Here is a 17,663-nt window from a genome sequence, read left to right on the forward strand (position 1 = left end):
AGACGGGCAGCGCACCGGCGCGTGTAGCGCGCCCCGGGGCGCTCCACCGCTTCCGCCGGAAGTTCCGCGCCCCCCGTTCGCCGCCGCGAACGCCCCCATGGGAGGCTGACCCGGTGACGAAAGCGCTGCTCGAAGTCATCGCCCTGGACGCCACGGACGCGCGGCTCGCCGTCGAAGGCGGCGCGGACCGGCTCGAACTCGTCAGCTCGATGCGGAGCTCCGGATTCAATCCTTCCCTCGAAGCGTTCGCCTCCATTCGCGCGGCGGTGAATGTTCCACTGAGGGTCATGATCCGTTCACGCGACGGATTCCTGGCCGGCGGTCCCGGGGCGGCGAGTACGCTGGCGGCCTCGGCGCGGCAGCTGCGCGAGGCCGGCGCGGACCAGTTCGTGATGGGCTGGCTGGATCCGGAGGGCGCGGTGGACATGGCCGCGCTGGAGACGGTGCTCGGGGCGGCCGGCGGCGCGCCGTGGACCTTCCACAAAGCGATCGACCAGGCGGCTGACCGGGAGGCGGTCTACGCGGCGATCCGGACGCTGCCCGGGCTGGACACGGTGCTCACCTCCGGAGGTCCGTTCCCGGCCGCGCAGGGCATCGGAACACTGGCGCAGGAGGCCGCCCGCGAGGCGGCCAGGCCGGACGGCGTGACCCTGCTGGTGGGCGGCGGACTGCGGCTGGAGGACGTGCCCGCGCTGCGGACCGCGGGCCTGTCCGCGTTCCACATCGGAACCGCCGCGCGCTTCGGCGGCGACTGGAACGGGCCGGTCGACGCGGAGTTGGTCGCTTCCTGGCGCGCCGCCCTCGACGAGCCGCTCGGGGAGGCCGCGGCGTAGCACTCCCGCGGCCGCGTCCCGGCCCGCGCGCGCGGCCCTCGCCGGCCCGCGCGGGCTACCGCGCCCCGAGTTGCGAGGGCAGCGGCCGCGAGTGCAGTACGATCAGTGCGCTGACAGCCCGGGTCAACACGACGTACAGGCGGCGCAGGCCCAACACCTCGGCGTATTCACCCTCGACGATGTCGGCCGGTTCGGCCACGATCACGAAGTCGTACTCGAGCCCTTTCGCGAGGCTGGCCGGGACGAGCGAGATGCGCGGCGCGGCCGGCTCCGGCTGCTGTTCTGACTCTGGCTCTGGCTCTGGCTCTGAGTCCGCTTGCGACGGTTCCGACGAGCCTGCCGGGTCCGACGGGTCCGACGGGTCCGCGCCGAGCACGGCGTGCTCGAAACCGCGCTCGGTCAGGGCGCGCGTCAGCACGCCGATCGATGCGTCCGCCGCGATGATCCCGATCGAGCCCTCGGCGCCCAGAACACTCGCGGCCGCTTCGCCGATCGCGTACCCGACGTCGGCCACTTCGCGCACGTCGAGCGCGCCGTCCGCTTGCCGCACCGACGTCGGCGGGGCGAGTTGCGGCGCGGCGAAGGGCAGCAGCCTTGCCGCGTACTCGATCACCTGCCGCGGGACGCGGAAGCCCTGGGTCAGTTCCTCGCGCACGGCTTCGGGCTTGCCGAGGTGCCGCAACGTCTCCTCCCACGACCCGGCCGCCCACGCGGTGGTCGCCTGGGCCACGTCGCCGAGCACGGTCGCCGAGCCCGTCGCGCAGCGCCGGCCCACCGCGCGGCACTGCATCGGGGAGAGGTCCTGCGCCTCGTCCAACACCACGTGAGCGAGTGAGTGGGCGCGGTCGAGCTGGTCGGCCAGTTCATCGAGCAGCACGGCGTCGGCCGCGCTCCAGCGCGCCGCGGCAAGGCTGCGCGGCGCCTTCGCACCGGAGCGTTCCCAGCAGATCAGCGCCTGTTCCTCAGTGTCAAGCAGGCCGTCCGCCGCCGCGGCCAGCCGCTGCGCGGACGAGAGCAGCCCGAACAGCAGCTTGACCGGGTCGACCGCCGGCCACAGCCGGTCGACCAGTGCCTTGACCGGACGGGAGCGCGCCACCGCATCCTGCACCCGGTCGTCCGGGGATTCCCCGGCCGCCTCCATCCTCGTCAGCACGGCGTGCGCGATCCGCTGCGCGAGCATCGCCCGGCCGGCCGCGTACCGCACGCCACGCGCGCGGATGGCGTCGATGTGCTCCTGGACCTCGTAGGCGGGCATTCGCCACTTGCGCACGCCGCGAGTCACGATAAGGGCCTCGTCCGGCGCGGAAAGGCTCGACCACAGCGCGCGGTGCAGGACCTGCGCCATCCGCGCGTCGCCCTTGATCCGGGCGGCTTCGGCGGAGTCGGTGGCGCGCACGGTGAATCGCTGCGTGAAGTCCTTGGACACCAGTTCTTGCACGGTCGCCTGCGCGACTTCGAGCTCTCCGAGCGCGGGAAGCACCTGCTCGATGTACTTGAGGAACTGCCGGTTGGGGCCGACGACAAGCGCACCACCGCGCCTGAGCCGTTCGCGGTGGGTGTAGAGGAGGTAGGCGACGCGGTGCAGGCCGACCGCGGTCTTTCCGGTGCCCGGGGCGCCCTGTACGCACACCGAAGCGGCCAGGTCCGCGCGGACGATCTCGTCCTGCTCGGGCTGGATGGTGGCGACGATGTCCCGCATCGGCCCGACGCGCGGGCGCTCGATCTCCGCGGTCAGGATCCTGCTTCCGGGCGGCCCGGCGGCCACGGCGCCGTCCAGTGGCTCGTCCTCGAAGGCGGTCAACTCACCGCCGGAGAAACCGAAGCGGCGGCGCAGCGCGAGGCCGTGCGGGTCCTTCCCGCTGGCCCGGTAGAAAGCGACGGACACCGGCGCGCGCCAGTCGATGACCATCGGGTCGCCGGCCGCGTCGTGCACGTGCCGGCGGCCGACGTAGTAGCGCTCGCCCTGATACCGGCTCGGCAGTTCGCGTGAGTAGTCCAGCCGGCCGAAGAAGAGTGGCACGTCCGGGTGATCCAGCAGTGCCGCGGCGCGGGCCTGGATCGCCTGGTGCAGCACCTCGGTGGACACGGCGTTGCCGCCCTGCGCCCTGAGTGCCAGCGTCTCGTCGCGCATGGCGCGAAGCGCGGCGCGGGAGGCGGCCAGGTGTGCGCGTTCGGCGCGGATCACGGGGTCATCGCCGGACTGCGGCATGGGAGAAGGCACGACGGCTCCAAGAATCACACAGGTCAAGAAGGGAGGAAAATGTGCATTCACCGGAGCGCAGAGGTCTCGGCTCGGCGATGGCGCGCGCCGTACATGAGCTGGGAAGGGAGGAAACTACACCAGCGTCCCGGTCACGGGCAACCGAGTTTTCGTCACAGGCACAGCCGAGTGGGACTCATTACTCTGGACGGCGCGCGCCGGGTGGCCGGTGGGCGCACATCACAAGCGCGCGGACGGACGGACCACGGGAGGAACACATGACGGTGACCGCGATCGTCGGCGGCCGGATCGTGCCGGTCGACGGGGAGCCGATCGAAGGCGGAACTGTGCTGATCGAGGACGGGCGGATCAGCGCGCTGGGCGACCGGGACCTGCCGCTGCCCGAGGACGCCGAGGTGGTCGACGCGGCCGGCAAATGGGTACTGCCAGGTTTCATCGAGGCGCACGGCCACCTCGGCGTGTACGAGGAGGGCGAGGGCTGGGCGGGCAACGACACCAACGAGCTGACCGACCCGGTGACCGCGCATGTAAGGGCGCTGGACGCGATCAACCCGGACGAGCAGGGGTGGCGCGACGCGATCATCGGCGGGGTGCTGGCGGTCAATGTCAACCCCGGTTCCGGCAACCCGATCGGCGGCCAGAGCGTGGCTCTCAAGTGCTGGGGCGGCACGGTCGACGACCGGGTGCTGCGCGAGCCGGCCGGGATCAAATCAGCGCTCGGAGAGAATCCGAAACGGGTCTACGGGGACCAGAAGAAATCCCCGTCGACCCGGCTGGGCACGGCGGCGGTGATCCGCGGCGCGTTCGTCGAGGCGCACAACTATCTGGCGCGGATCGAGGCGGAGGCGGCCAAGCCGGCCGAGGAGCGCAAGCCCGTGGAGCGCGACCTGAAGCTGGAAGCGCTCGGCCGGGTGCTGCGCCGGGAGATCCCGTGGCGCCAGCACGTGCACCGCGCCGACGACATCGCGACCGCGCTGCGAATCGCCGACGAGTTCGGGTACGAACTGGTCATCGACCACGGCACCGAGGCGCATCTGGTCGCGGACAAACTGGCGGCGCGCGGCGTGCCGGTGATCATCGGTCCGTTGTTCACCTCGCGCTCCAAGGTCGAACTGCGCAACCGCTCGCTGGCCAATCCGGGCCGGCTGGCCCGCGCCGGGGTGACCATCGCGATCACCACGGACCATCCGGTCGTGCCGATCAACTTCCTGGTACACCAGGCCACCCTCGCGGTGAAGGAGGGGCTGGACCGGGAGACGGCGCTGCGGGCGCTGACCGTGAACCCGGCGCGCATCCTCGGCATCGACCACCGGCTCGGTTCGCTGACCGTGGGCAAGGACGCGGACCTGTGCGTCTGGTCGGGTGATCCGCTGGACGTGATGCAGCGGGTGGAACGTGCGTTCGTCGACGGCCGTGAGATCTACGTGTACGACTATGCGTCGGCTGAGGGCGTCTTCGCCCGCTGATCCCGGGCGCCGTTACCCCCTCTGCGCATCGGCGCTGGTCAGTAACCGCGAGCCTTGACACGGGCGACGTGGTGCGGGCAGGGTGCGAATGCGCTCGGCGCGAGGACTGCGCGGCGGCGGCGACACGACAGGCGGGCTGGAGTCACGGCGCAGCGGTGCCGTGACCCCGGCGGTGTCGGGTCCCGCGCAGGTCGGCGGACCGGTCCAGCGGCGGATCGGCGAGCCCTGACCCGGGCGCTCACCGCACTGTCGACGACAGTGCGCAACATTCCGTCTGTCACCATGAGGTCAACGATGACAAGACCCTCCAGAAGGCGGTCGGCCGCGCTCGCGTCAGCCACCGCCTTCGCCGTTCTCGCGGCCGGTGGCGCCGCCCACGCGGGCACGGCGCCGGGCGATCCGGATCCGGCGGTCACGGCCACCGGGGCGCCGGGCGCGCCCTCCCACTTCGACCTAGCGCGCAAGGACTGCCTCGGTACTGCGCGCGACACGACGTCCAAGGTCTGGTACACCGTCGCGGACGGTGTGCTGTCCGACGTCTACGAGCCGACGATCGACAACACCAACGTCAGTACCCTGCAATACATCGTGACAGACGGGTCTTCCTTCACAGACCTGCAGACCCGCGACACGACGTACACGGCGCGGTCCGACGAGACCGGCATGGTCTGCACGATCACCTCGACCGACGCCAAGCACGGCTACCGGCTGGCCACCACCTACATCGCCGATCCCCGGCGCGACAGTGTCCTGATGAACACTGTGATCACACCGACGCCGGGCAGCAGCACCGACGTGACGAAGCTGCGCATCTTCGCGCGCCTCGATGCGCACGTGAACGGCAACGGCGGCGGCGGTACCGCCAACGCGGGCGCGGATACCGGTGTCGTGGACGCGGCGAGCGGTGTGCCCGTGGTCTACGACGCTTCGACGGTCAGCGAGGCCGCGAACCGCACGTACGCGGTGCCTACGTACATGGCGCTGACCGCCGGCTCAGCAGGCCCGGCGTCCGTGGGCTACGCGGGCACGGCCGGCGACGGGCTGACGCAACTCGACACGCGCCACGCCCTCACCCCGGCCTCGTCCGCTCCGAACGGCCACATCGTGGCCACCGAAGAGGTGACGCCGCGCCACGCCCGAGCCGGCCGCGAGCGCGCCTTCACCCTCTCCCTCGGTTTCGGCCGCACCCGGGCCGGCGCGGTGAGTACGGCCTCGGATTCGCTGCGCGAGCCGTTCGCGGCGGTGCGCGCCGCGTACACGGACACCTGGCGCGACTACGACCGGTCGCTCAAGCCCGCACCCGAGTCCGTGACAGGGTTCGATGAAAGCACGATCCGCCGGACGTACCTGCTGGACGCCAACGTGCTCAAGGCCAGCGAGGACAAGACCTTCCCGGGCGCGCTCGTCGCCTCCCTCGCCTCGCCGTGGGGCCAGGCGGTCGACGCGGGCGCCTCGGTCAACGGCAGGCCGGTGTACTTCGGCTCCTACCGCGAGGTGTTCGCGCGCGACCTGTACGAGGCGTTCACCGGCCTGCTCGCGGACGGCGACCTGGCCACCGCTCGCGCCGCGACCCGCTTCCTGCTGACCGAGCAGCAGCGGCCCGACGGGGAGCTGCCGCGCAACTCGCTGGTCAACGGCCGGGCCGCACCGGACACCGGCGGCGACCAACTGGACGAGACCGCGTACCCGATCCTGATGGCGTACCTTTCCGGGCTCGGCGGCGACGCGGCCCTGTGGTCCCGGCACATCAAGCCGGCCGCGGACTTCCTGGTCTCGCACGGCCCCTCGTTCGGCGTCGAGCGCTGGGAGGAGCAGTCCGGGTACTCGGTTTCGACGATCGCGGCCGAGATCGCCGGCCTGACCGCCGCCGCGGCGATCGCGAAGCGGCACGGCGACGCCGCCGACGCGGCCCTTTACCAGGCCGCCGCGGACGACTTCCAGCGCGGCATCGAGAACTGGACGGTCACCACGACCGGCCCGGACAGTTCGAACCCGTACTTCATCCGGCTGTCCAAGTCCGGCGACCCGAACGCCGCGACCACCTACAACCTGGGCAACGGCGGCCCGACGCTGGATCAGCGTTCGGTGATCGACGGCGGGTTCCAGGAACTGGTGCGGCTCGGCGAGCTCGCGCCGACCGACCCGATGTTCCGCAACTCGCTTTCCGTGCTGGACAAGCAGATCTCGGTCACCACGGCGACCGGCACCGGCTACTACCGCTACGGCAACGCGGCGAGCGCGGGCAGCGCGGACGGCTACGGAGACTGCTCGACGGTCGAGAGCCAGACCTCGTGCACGGTCGGCGGAGAGCCGTGGCCGACCACGGACGTCGGCACCGGGCACCTGTGGCCGGTGCTCTCCGGGGAACGCGCCGAATCAGACCTCGCCGAGAACAACCCCTCCGGCGCCTCGGCGCTGCTCTCCTTCATGATCAAGTCGGCCTCCGGGATCGGGCTGGTTCCCGAGCAGGTGTGGGAGGACCCGAGCCTGCCGGCCGCGCCGTTCGGCAGCGACCCGGCCACCGCCTCGATCGGCTTCGACAACGGCCGCCCGGCCGGCTCCGCTTCGCCGCTGACCTGGGCTCAGGCGCAGGAGCTGCGGCTGATCGTGGACCTGGGGACCAACCGGATCGTCGACCGCCCCGGTCTGACGGCCGCGCGCTACGTCACGCACGGCGCGCCAGGTGCGGCGAACGTGACGATCACCGCGCCGGCGTCCGGCGCGACGATCGAGGGCGGCGGCACGACGGTCACCGGCACGACGGCACCCGGCGCCTCGGTCGTCATCGCCTCCGATGACACGGACACCGGCGCGGCGGCGACCACGGCGACGACGACCGCTGATTCGTCCGGGGCGTTCTCGGCGCCGGTGGCCGTCGGCTTCGGCACGAACGTGATCACCGTCGCGGCGACGACGACGTCCGGCGCGACCGGCTACGCGCAGACGGCGGTGGTCGGCGACGTGGTCGGCGGCACGAGCGTGCTCGACGTCACCGACCCGGCCGGCGACGACGACGGACCGGGCACGTATCAGTACCCGACCTCATCCTCGTTCAGCCCGGGCTCGTTCGACCTGACCCGCTTCCAGGTGATCACCGCGAACGGCACCGTCTACCTGCGCACGACCTTGGACAAGCTGACCCCGACGTTCGGCAACGTCATGGGAGCGCAGTTGCTCGACGTGTACGTCCACGCGCCCGGCGCGGCCAGTACGTCCACGGCCGCGGCCTACCCGCAGCGCAACTACACGATCGCGCCGGCGGACGCGTGGAGCCAGCGCATCGAGGTCCAGGGCTTCGCTTCGCCGGTGTGGGTGGACCCGAGTGCCGACCAGGTCGGCACGCCGACCGCGGTGGTCGCCTCCACGCTCTCCAACACGATCACGATCGCGCTGCCCGAGGCGCAGTTCGGCACGCCGACCGCGGGCTGGACCTTCGCCCTGGCGCTGACCGGTCAGGACGGCTACAGCGCGGACCAGGCCCGAGCCTTCGCGGCGGCGCCGCAGCCGTACACGTTCGGCGTGTGCGCCCCCGGCGGCACGGCATCGATCTGCTCGGTGGACCCGGGTGCGGTCCCCAAGGTGATGGACACGATCACACCGAGCGGAGTCTCCCAAGCCACCGAGCTGGATCCGACGCTCGGCCCGGTGGTGCTGCATGGAGTGACCGCCCAGTAACCGGTCGCCAGAGGGTCGCAGTGCGGCTCAGGCCCCTGGTTCCTCCGTCGCGGAGGTGCCAGGGGCCTGCTGTTGTGACACGGGTGGCGCCCGCTCGCGGCGCGGCGTGTGCGTTCGGTCCGCTGTCCCCGCTGTTCGCTCCGGAACGGCCGCCAAGAACAACCCGTCTCCGGCCCTGGTCGCGAGGGCCGAAGACGGGGGTCGTGATGTGGGTTGGCGCTACGTTCGACAAGCGGCGCTCTTGCCGGCCGCCGTTACGTACTCTACGTGCTTGCGTTCGCCGACGGCGCGGCGGTCAACCCGTGGTCAGGCGACCGGCGCTTCGGCGAGCACCGCAGTACCGGCCTCCTCGTCGGCGTCGGGTTCTCGTCCCGGGGTCTGGATGTTGAACCGTTTGATGGCGAAGGTGAACAGGACGTAGTACAGCGCCGCGAAGACCAGGCCGATCGGGATCAGCAGCAGCGGCTTCGTCGCGATGTCGTAGTTGAACACGTAGTCGAAGAGACCGGCCGAGAACGAGAAGCCGTCGTGGACGCCGAGCGCCTGACACACCGCCAGCGACACGCCGGTGAGCACCGCGTGCACACCGAACAGCAGCGGCGCGGCGAACAGGAACGCGAACTCGATCGGCTCGGTCACCCCGGTCAGGAAGGAGCACAGCGCCGCCGAGAGCATGATGCCGCCGACCAGCTTGCGCTTGTCCGGACGCGCCGCGCGGGTCATCGCGTACGCCGCGGCCGGCAGCGCGAACATCATGATCGGGAAGAATCCGGTCATGAACATGCCCGCGCTCTTGTCACCGTGGAAGAAGCAGGTCAGGTCGCCGTTGTAGGGGACGCCGTTCGCGTGACAGGTGCCGCCGACAGCCGAGGTCCACACCAGGTTGTTCGGGATGTGGTGCAACCCGAAGGGCAGCAGCAGCCGGTTGATCAACCCGAACAGGCCGGCGCCCGCGGTGCCGTTACGCGCCGCGACCCCGCCCAGGTTGTTGATCGGCACCGCGGCGAACTCCCAGATCAGGCCCATCACCACGCCCAGCCCGACGGCGGCGAACGCCGTCACGATCGGCACGAAGCGGCGGCCGCCGAAGAACGCCAGGTACGCAGGCAGCTTGATCCGGTAGTAGCGCTGGTACAGCATCGCCGCCATGAGCCCGACGAAGATGCCGCCGAGCACGTAGGTCGGATTGTGCGAGATGACGTCCGAATACGCCACCACGCCGGTTTTCGGGTCCTTGCCGTAGAAGGGCGCCGCCCAGTCCTTGCGCCACGCGCTGCCGGCCGGCATCGCGAACACGGCGGCGGTGACCTCGTTGTAGACCAGGTACCCGACCGCGGCGGCCAGGGCCGTCGAGCCGTCGGCGCGGCGCGCGAAACCGATCGCGACGCCGATGGCGAACAGCAGCGGCAGGAAGTTGAAGATGCCGTTGCCTGCCGCAGCGAAGACCTGCTCGACGTAGACCAGCCAGTGCCAGCCGGTAGCGGTGGCGAGGTACAGGCCGTGCTGCGTCGGATCGGCGGGCACCGCGCGCTCGCCGAGGATGTCGTCGGAGCCGAGCCGGATGAGCAGACCGGCGGCGGGCATGACGGCGATCGGCAGCATCAGTGAGCGGCCGATGCGCTGAAGGGTGGCTAGTACGGGATTACTCGTGGGCGCTTGGGGTGGCAGCCCGTCGGCTGTGGCCGCGGTCATGGACGGTCCTCCGAGAGGGTTATCCGCGCGTAGTGCCGACGTCGCCTGCCGGACGCGCCGCGCGGGGATTGGTGATCGGCTGTGCGGGCCTTTCGAGCGGTACCCATAGCTGATACCGGTCGGCGCGGTACGCCGAGACGGCGTACTCGATGAGCACGTCGCCGGCGTAGCTGCGCCGGGACATCCGGAGCACGACCCCGCCGGGCGGGATCTCCAGCAGCGTGGCGTCCTCCGGTTCGGGATTGCCTGCCTCGATGACTTGTTCGCCCCAGGTGAGCTTGAGGCCGTACTCGTCGGCGAGGGTCTGGTACAGAGAGTGCGGAGTCCCGCGGCTGAGCAGGCCGGGCACACGCTTCTCCGGCAGGTGGGTGCGTTCCACCGCCATAGGGATCGAATCGGCATAACGGAGCCGGGCGAGCCGCACCACCGGCTCCCCCGGGTTGAGTTCGAGCTGGCGCGCCAGCACCGGGGTGGCCTCGATCCGCTCGAAGCCGAGCGTGCGCGAGGCCGGGACCATCCCGCGGCGGGTCATGTCCTCGGTGAAGGAGGCCAGCCGGATCTGCAGGTCCATCTTCGGCTTCGCCACGAATGTGCCGCGGCCGCGGACCCGGTACAGCCGGCCGTCCGCCACCAGCTGGTTGATCGCCTGACGGACGGTCATCCTGGACAGCTCGTACCGCTCGCCGAGGTCGCGCTCGGAGGGGATGGGACTGTCCGGTTCGAGCTCGGCGTCGATGAGATTGATCAGGATCTCGCGCAACTGCTGGTGCTTGGGCACCGGGCTGCGGGGACTGATCTGCATCGGGGGCCGTTCTTTCGGTGGGTGCTGGGTTCGGGCGGTGGTGCGTTCGGGCGGTGGTGCGTTCGGGAGACCCTTGGACGGGCTCGGTGAGTATGGTCGCTGCGATGGTTTCGCGTTCCGCTGGTGCTGCTTTGCGCGTTTTGTCGCGATGGCTGTGGTGAGACAGCCCTGTTCCTGTGAAGTCGGTCACGCTAGTGTCTGGACCGGACTAGACCACCGAGGACCAGTAGCTGTCAAGGTCCCGGATGCCGAACAGCCGTCCCGGCGCGGCGAGCGTAACCGACCCGTAGTGGAGCGAATGATGGACAAGGCAGAGGCGATCATCGCCGGGCTCGGCGGAGCCGACAACATCGTGGAGATCGAGCCGTGCATCACCCGGCTGCGCACCGTGGTCCGCGACGGCTCCAAAGTCAGCGACGCGGCGCTCAAAGCTGCCGGGGCGCACGGGGTGATGAAGGCGGGCACGGTGGTACAGGTGGTGGTCGGTCCGGAAGCGGACACGCTCTGTATGGACATCGAGGACCTGCTCTGAGGCTCGGACCGCAGACACACCGGAATGGACACCACCACAGTCCTCTTCGTCGGCGCGCCGCTGGCCGGGATCGCGATCGCGCTGGCCGACGTGCCGGACCCGGTCTTCGCGCAGGCGATGGTCGGCCCCGGAGCGGCGGTCGACCCCGAGCGCGGCCCCCTGACCGTGGTCTCACCGATCGCGGGCACCCTGGTCAAGCTCAAACCGCACGCCTTCGTGGTCGCCGGAACGGACGGCCGCGGGGTGCTGGTGCACCTGGGGATCGACACCGTGAACCTGGACGGCGCGGGCTTCGACTTGCTGGCCGCCGAGGGTGCGCGGCTGAGCGCCGGAACCCCCGTGGTGCGGTGGAACCCCGCCGAGATCGAGGCACGCGGGCTCTCCCCGGTGTGCCCCGTGATCGCGCTGGACGCCACGGCCGTGGCCGTGTGTTCGGTGGCGGCCGGGGCGATAGAACCCGGGCGCACGCTCTTCCAGTGGGTGGCACGAGCATGAGCTCGGGTGCTGCGCAGCCTGGGGCGGGCGCGTTCAACGCGTGGTTCCTGCACGTTGGTTCAGTACGCGTAGCATCGCCCCTGTTCCCAGTCGAATGAGCAGCCGAGGAGCCGACATGCCAGAGCGAATCGTCACCGTGGCGTCCCGGGTGGGACTGCACGCCCGCCCGGCGGCCGTGTTCGTCAAGGCCGCGAGCGCGGCAGCGGTCCCGGTGACCATCGCGAAGCAGGGCAAGGACCCGGTCAGCGCGCGCTCGATCCTGGCCGTGCTCGGCCTGGACGTGCGCCAGGGCGACCAGGTCGTCATCGCCGCCGACGGCGCCGGCGCGGAGCACACACTGGACGAACTCGCGGCGCTGCTGAGCGCCGATCTCGAAGGTTAGAAGGTCAAGGGCCGAGGATGAACCCAGGCGGTCGCCCGCAGGGCGAGGCAGAGGGCGCGCCCGCCGCGCCGCTCACGCAGGACGCGGGCCGGCTGCGCGGGCTCGGCGTCGGCGGCGCGACGGCCGCCGGGCCGGTGGCTCGGATGGCCGCCCGCCCGCCCGAGCCGTCCGCGACCGCGCGGCCCGGCGCGGACCCGGCGCAGGAGGCCGCTCGCGCCGAGGCGGCGCTGCGCGCGGTCGCCCGGGAACTGTCCCGCCGCGCCGGCGTCGCGCGCGACGAACTGGACCGGCCGGAAGCCGCGGACATCCTCGACGCCCAGGCGCTGATGGCCGAGGACCCTTCGCTGCTCGCCGGGATCGGCGAGCGCACGGCCGCCGGCCTGACCGCCGAGCGCGCCGTCTTCGAGACCTTCGGGCATTATCGCGACATGCTCGCCGCGTCCGGCGGCTACCTCGCCGACCGGGTCGGCGACCTGGACGACCTGGCTGCGCGAGCCGTCGCCGCGGCCACCGGCGTCCCGATGCCCGGGGTGCCGGACCCGCCCGAGCCCTTCGTGCTGGTGGCTCTCGACCTGGCCCCCGCCGACACCGCGCTGCTCGACTTGGCCAAGGTGCTCGCGCTGGTCACCCAGGAGGGCGGCCCGACAAGCCACACCGCAATCCTGGCCCGGGCGCGCGGCATCCCGGCGGTGGTCGGCGTCGCCGGGGCGCTGGACCTGGCCGACGGAACCCCGGTCCTCGTGGACGCGGCCGCGGGGACCGTGACGGCGAACCCGACGCCGCGGCTGCTGGCCGCCGCGGCCGAGCGCAATCGCGCACGGGAACGCGCCGCCACCGCGACAGGTCCCGGCCGCACCGCCGACGGCGTGCCGATCAGCCTGCTGGCGAACATCGGCGGCCCCGGGGACGTCGCGGCCGCGGTCGCGGCGGGCGCCGAGGGCGTGGGGCTGTTCCGCACCGAGTTCCTCTACCTGGGCTGCACGACTCCGCCTACGCTTGAGACCCAGGTCGACGCCTACCGCGCGGTGCTCGACGGCTTCCCCGGCCGCCGCGTCGTGGCACGCACGCTCGATGCCGGCGCGGACAAGCCGCTGCCGTTCCTACCGCTCGGCTCGGAGCCGAACCCGGCGCTCGGCGTACGCGGGCTGCGCGCGTTCCGGGGCGAGTACCGGGAACTGCTCGACACGCAGCTGGCGGCGCTCGCGAAAGCCGCGGAGGGCGCCGCGGCCGAGCTGTGGGTGATGGCGCCGATGATCGCCGACGAGAACGACGCGGCCTGGTTCGCCGAGCAGGCGCGGGCGCACGGCCTGCGGATGGTCGGCGCGATGATCGAGGTGCCTTCCGCCGCGCTGCGCGCCGGCCCGCTGCTGTCGCAGGTGGACTTCGTGTCGCTGGGCACGAATGATCTGACGCAGTACACGCTGGCGGCGGACCGCATGATGGGCTCGCTCGGCGCGTTGCAGAGCCCGTGGCATCCGGCGGTGCTGCGGTTGATCGAACTCACCGGCACCGCGGGCCGGTCCTGCGGCAAACCCGTGGGCGTGTGCGGCGAGGCGGCGGCCGATCCGCGGCTGGCCCCGGTCCTGGTCGGGCTCGGCGTCACCTCGCTGTCGATGGCCCCGTCCGCGATCCCCGAGGTGCGTGCGGCGCTGGCCGAGCACACCCTGCGGCAGTGCCGGGAGCTGGCCCGCGCCGCGCTGCGCTGACCCGGTTCAAACGACCTCTGAGACGAGGTTGCGCGCACCGAGCGGGCGCGGCCGGCGTATCAATGCATGAAAACGCCCCCGGGCTCCGCGCGGGGCCCGGGGGCGTTTCGTCGCAGGGGACTTAGAAGTCCATGTCCCCGCCGGGCATGCCGCCGCCGGCCGGGGCCGCGGCCTTCTCCGGCTTGTCGGCGATGACCACCTCGGTGGTCAGGAACAGGCCCGCGATCGACGCCGCGTTCTGCAGCGCGGAGCGGGTGACCTTCGCCGGGTCGATGATGCCGGCCTTGACCAGGTCGACGTACTCGCCGGTGGAGGCGTCCAGGCCGAAGCCCGGCTCCAGGTTGCGCACCTTCTCCACCACGACGCCGCCTTCGAGGCCGGCGTTGACCGCGATCTGCTTGAGCGGCGCCTCGACGGCGATGCGCACGATGTTCGCGCCGACCGCCTCGTCGCCGGCCAGGTCCAGCTTCTCGAAGGCCTTCGTCGCGGCCTGCAGCAGGGCCACGCCGCCGCCGGCGACGATGCCCTCCTCCACCGCGGCCTTGGCGTTGCGCACCGCGTCCTCGATGCGGTGCTTGCGCTCCTTGAGCTCCACCTCGGTGGCCGCGCCGGCCTTGATGACGGCCACGCCGCCGGCCAGCTTCGCGAGCCGCTCCTGCAGCTTCTCGCGGTCGTAGTCCGAGTCCGACTTGTCGATCTCGGCGCGGATCTGCGCCTTGCGGCCCTCGATCGCGTCCGCGTCGCCGGCGCCGTCCACGATGGTGGTCTCGTCCTTGGTGACGACGATCTTGCGGGCGCGGCCGAGCAGGTCCAGGCCGATCGAGTCGAGCTTGAGGCCGACCTCCTCGGTGACGACCTGGCCGCCGGTGAGGATCGCGATGTCGCCCAGCATGGCCTTGCGCCGGTCGCCGAAGCCCGGGGCCTTGACCGCGACGGACTTGAAGGTGCCGCGGATCTTGTTGACCACCAGGGTCGCCAGCGCCTCGCCCTCGACGTCCTCGGCGATGATCAGCAGCGGCTTGCCGGACTGCATGACCTTCTCCAGGATCGGCAGCAGGTCCTTGACGTTGCCGATCTTCTGGTTGGCGATCAGGATGTAGGGCTCTTCGAGCACCGCCTCCTGCCGCTCCGGGTCGGTGGCGAAGTAGAAGTTGATGTAGCCCTTGTCGAAGCGCATGCCCTCGGTGAGCTCGAGCTCGAGGCCGAAGGTGTTGCTCTCCTCGACGGTGATGACGCCTTCCTTGCCGGCCTTGTCCATCGCCTCGGCGATCAGCTCGCCGATGGCGGGGTCGGCGGCCGAGATGGAGGCGGTCGAGGCGATCTGCTCGCGGGTCTCGACGTCCTTGGCCAGCGCGGAAAGCTCCTCGCTGACCCGCTCGACGGCCGCCTCGATGCCGCGCTTGAGCGCGATCGGGTTGGCGCCGGCGGCCACGTTGCGAAGGCCCTCGCGCACCAGCGCCTGGGCCAGCACGGTGGCGGTGGTGGTGCCGTCGCCCGCTACGTCGTCGGTCTTCTTGGCGACTTCCTTGACCAGCTCCGCGCCGATCTTCTCGTACGGGTCGTCGAGCTCGATCTCCTTGGCGATGGACACACCGTCATTGGTGATCGTGGGCGCGCCCCACTTCTTCTCCAGCACGACATTGCGACCGCGCGGGCCGAGCGTCACCTTCACGGCGTCCGCGAGCTGGTTCATCCCGCGCTCAAGACCCCGACGGGCCTCCTCATCGAACGCGATGATCTTAGCCATAGGTACTGTCCTCCCACAGAAGGGACGTATCACGTGCCCCACGGGCGCCCGCGACGGCCGGTGCGGTAGGCGCACCTCACCAGTGGAAGCTCTTCGGTAGCACTCTCCCACAGGGAGTGCCAGCTCCCATGATTAGCACTCGGCGCAGTTGAGTGCAAGCCGAACGGCCTCACCAGCCGGTACGCCGGTGCGACGGCAGGCCGGTACGCCGGTGTCGCGACACGGACTCGACCCCGCCACCCCGCTCACAAGTCGCCGTACGCACATGAATCCGGCAGGCGGCAGCCCTCAAGGGCCGGCGCCTGCCGGATTCCTTCGTTGCGTAGCGCTTTGCCTGTGACGACAGGTCTGGTTTACTACAGCGCGCGGACCATGTCGGCCTGCGGACCCTTCTGGCCCTGCGAGATCTCGAACTCGACCCGCTGTCCTTCTTCCAGGGTGCGGTACCCGTCCATCTGGATCGCGCTGTAGTGGACGAACACGTCCGCGCCACCGTCGACCGCGATGAAGCCGTAGCCCTTCTCCGCGTTGAACCACTTGACGGTGCCTTGAGCCATTCCCTACTCCTTGCTGCCGGCCCTTTCCATCTATCCCGCGGGCGCGGGATTCGGGTCGTTCGTCCCCCCGTCCCCTCCGTCTCGCGAATCGAGCCAGGGCCGGTGATGACTGCTGTGTTCTACTCGCACCGCGCCGATAGCAGCCTTCGACCACTTTCGGCACGGCCTCGCTGAACTGTGCGACCGGCGCTGAGAGTATCCTCAACCACCCCGGGCGCAACAGGTCATCGGAACTGCAACTCGCAGCACTGATGCAAATTCGCGCCATGACAAACCATGTCGAATCCCGGCGAAGTGGGCGCGCGATCAAGAAACCGTAATCGGACGGTTACTGATCATCTCAGTTCACGGACGCTCCCGTAAGGAGCGCCGGGGCTGAGTGGGGATCAGCGGCAACGGGCACTCGGACCCTGCGACAGCGCGCCGGATGGATCCGGACGCGGGCGACAACGATGTCAGCGTAACAGCCGCGCGGCGCCGTTCCGGAACCGGGGGTGGTTGCGCAACGGCACCGTTTCCCGGGCGGCGTCCCACGCGGCCGGCGAGCCGATCGGGTTCAGCCGCCGGCCACGGCCGGAATGATCGAGAGCGTCGCGCCGTCCTTGGTCTCCGTGGCCAATCCCTCGGTGAAACGGACATCGTCGTCGTTCACGTATACGTTCACGAAGCGGCGCAGTCTGCCGGACTCGTCGAGAACACGCGCCCGGATACCGGGATAGGCGGCCTCCAGCGCGTCGATGACCGCTGCGAGGTTCGCGCCCTCGACGGCCACCTCGGCCGCGCCTCCGGTGTAGGTGCGCAGAATGGTCGGGATGCGGACGGTGACGGCCATGGCGGCGGGCTCCTTCTGAGTCGGGCCGGTGCGGATCTCGGACTGCTCGGACTGCTCGGACTGGTCGGCGGGGCCGGTCGGCATCACAGGCCCGCGGCGCGGAAGGCGGCCAGCGAGGGCTTGATCGTGGCCGTGACGCCGACACCGGCGCCGGCGACCGCGTCGAGGGTCTTGAGCCCGTCGCCGGAATTGATGACCACGGTCTGTGCGCCGGGGTCGAGCACGCCGTTCTCGACGAGCTTACGCAGCACGCCGACGGTGACGCCGCCCGCGGTCTCGGTGAAGACACCCTCGGTGCGGGCGAGCAACTTGATGGCGTCCAGGATCTGCACGTCATCGACGTCATCGACCGCGCCTCCGGTACGCCGCACCGCATCCAGTACGTACGGACCGTCCGCCGGGTTGCCGATCGCCAGCGACTTGGCGATGGTGTCGGGCCGCACCGGCCGCACCACATCCTGGCCGGCCTTGAACGCGGCCGAGATCGGAGAGCAGCCCTGCGCCTGCGCGCCGAAGATCCGGTACGGCCGCTCCTCGACGAGGCCGAGCTCGATAAGTTCCTTGAAACCCTTGTCGATCTTGGTGAGCTGGGAGCCCGACGCGATCGGGACCACGATCTGCTCCGGCAGCCGCCAGCCGAGCTGCTCGGCGATCTCGTAAGCCAGCGTCTTGGATCCCTCGGCGTAATAGGGCCGCAGGTTGATGTTGGCGAAGCCCCAGCCC

14 protein-coding genes are annotated in these 17,663 nt (G+C 70.9%); 7 read left to right on the plus strand and 7 right to left on the minus strand.

The features are described 5' to 3' along the window. Positions 1-113 precede the first annotated feature (113 nt). Positions 114-833, plus strand: a complete 720-nt coding sequence (locus tag KGA66_RS05735) for a copper homeostasis protein CutC (RefSeq protein ID WP_211465313.1) — start codon at positions 114-116, stop codon at positions 831-833. Between the two features lie 55 nt (positions 834-888). Here the strand turns inward: KGA66_RS05735 and KGA66_RS05740 are convergent, their stop codons facing one another. Next, positions 889-3,042: a HelD family protein gene (locus tag KGA66_RS05740; RefSeq protein ID WP_211465339.1), complete on the minus strand. Its 2,154-nt coding sequence runs from the start codon at positions 3,040-3,042 to the stop codon at positions 889-891. Positions 3,043-3,311: 269 nt separating this feature from the next. On the opposite strand from KGA66_RS05740, the gene KGA66_RS05745 reads away from it, so the two are divergent. After that, positions 3,312-4,520 (plus strand): amidohydrolase, encoded by a 1,209-nt coding sequence (locus KGA66_RS05745; RefSeq protein WP_211465316.1) that lies wholly within the window; start codon positions 3,312-3,314, stop codon positions 4,518-4,520. Between the two features lie 294 nt (positions 4,521-4,814). Then, positions 4,815-8,195, plus strand: a complete 3,381-nt coding sequence (locus tag KGA66_RS05750) for a glucodextranase DOMON-like domain-containing protein (RefSeq protein WP_211465318.1) — start codon at positions 4,815-4,817, stop codon at positions 8,193-8,195. Between the two features lie 306 nt (positions 8,196-8,501). Here KGA66_RS05750 and KGA66_RS05755 read toward each other — a convergent pair whose 3' ends face one another. Continuing rightward, entirely contained in the window at positions 8,502-9,887 is a 1,386-nt protein-coding gene (locus tag KGA66_RS05755; protein ID WP_211465320.1) for a PTS transporter subunit EIIC, read from the minus strand. Positions 9,888-9,906: 19 nt separating this feature from the next. Further along, on the minus strand, positions 9,907-10,689 hold the full coding sequence (locus KGA66_RS05760; RefSeq protein ID WP_211465322.1) for a GntR family transcriptional regulator: 783 nt from the start codon (positions 10,687-10,689) through the stop codon (positions 9,907-9,909). 148 nt (positions 10,690-10,837) lie between these two features. Here KGA66_RS05760 and KGA66_RS05765 point away from each other — a divergent pair, with 148 nt between their 5' ends. The 4 genes from KGA66_RS05765 to ptsP all read left to right on the plus strand — a co-directional run bounded on the left by KGA66_RS05765 (position 10,838) and on the right by ptsP (position 13,804). Next, positions 10,838-11,221: a PTS sugar transporter subunit IIB gene (locus KGA66_RS05765; protein WP_211465340.1), complete on the plus strand. Its 384-nt coding sequence runs from the start codon at positions 10,838-10,840 to the stop codon at positions 11,219-11,221. 24 nt (positions 11,222-11,245) lie between these two features. After that, positions 11,246-11,716, plus strand: a complete 471-nt coding sequence (locus KGA66_RS05770) for a PTS sugar transporter subunit IIA (RefSeq protein ID WP_211465324.1) — start codon at positions 11,246-11,248, stop codon at positions 11,714-11,716. Positions 11,717-11,831: 115 nt separating this feature from the next. Continuing rightward, positions 11,832-12,098 carry an HPr family phosphocarrier protein gene (locus KGA66_RS05775; protein WP_211465327.1) on the plus strand — a complete coding sequence of 89 codons (267 nt, stop codon included), beginning with the start codon at positions 11,832-11,834 and terminating at the stop codon, positions 12,096-12,098. A 17-nt stretch (positions 12,099-12,115) separates the two neighbouring features. Beyond that, positions 12,116-13,804, plus strand: a complete 1,689-nt coding sequence (gene ptsP / locus KGA66_RS05780) for a phosphoenolpyruvate--protein phosphotransferase (RefSeq protein ID WP_211465328.1) — start codon at positions 12,116-12,118, stop codon at positions 13,802-13,804. 121 nt (positions 13,805-13,925) lie between these two features. On the opposite strand, the gene groL is transcribed toward ptsP, so the two are convergent. From groL to KGA66_RS05800, 4 genes are all read right to left on the minus strand, one after another. Next, the gene (gene groL / locus KGA66_RS05785) at positions 13,926-15,551 is read right to left on the minus strand and encodes a chaperonin GroEL (RefSeq protein WP_211465329.1); all 1,626 of its coding nucleotides are present in this window, start codon (positions 15,549-15,551) and stop codon (positions 13,926-13,928) included. Between the two features lie 356 nt (positions 15,552-15,907). Continuing rightward, on the minus strand, positions 15,908-16,108 hold the full coding sequence (locus tag KGA66_RS05790; protein ID WP_211465330.1) for a cold-shock protein: 201 nt from the start codon (positions 16,106-16,108) through the stop codon (positions 15,908-15,910). A 556-nt stretch (positions 16,109-16,664) separates the two neighbouring features. Continuing rightward, complete coding sequence (locus tag KGA66_RS05795) at positions 16,665-16,940, minus strand: ubiquitin-like small modifier protein 1 (RefSeq protein WP_211465341.1); 276 nt, start codon at positions 16,938-16,940, stop codon at positions 16,665-16,667. Between the two features lie 83 nt (positions 16,941-17,023). Continuing rightward, positions 17,024-17,663 (minus strand): pyridoxal-phosphate dependent enzyme (locus tag KGA66_RS05800; RefSeq protein ID WP_211465331.1); only part of this gene is annotated, 640 nt, incomplete at its 5' end.

Origin of the sequence: Actinocrinis puniceicyclus (assembly GCF_018283645.1) — a bacterium.
GTDB lineage: Bacteria > Actinomycetota > Actinomycetes > Streptomycetales > Catenulisporaceae > Actinocrinis > Actinocrinis puniceicyclus.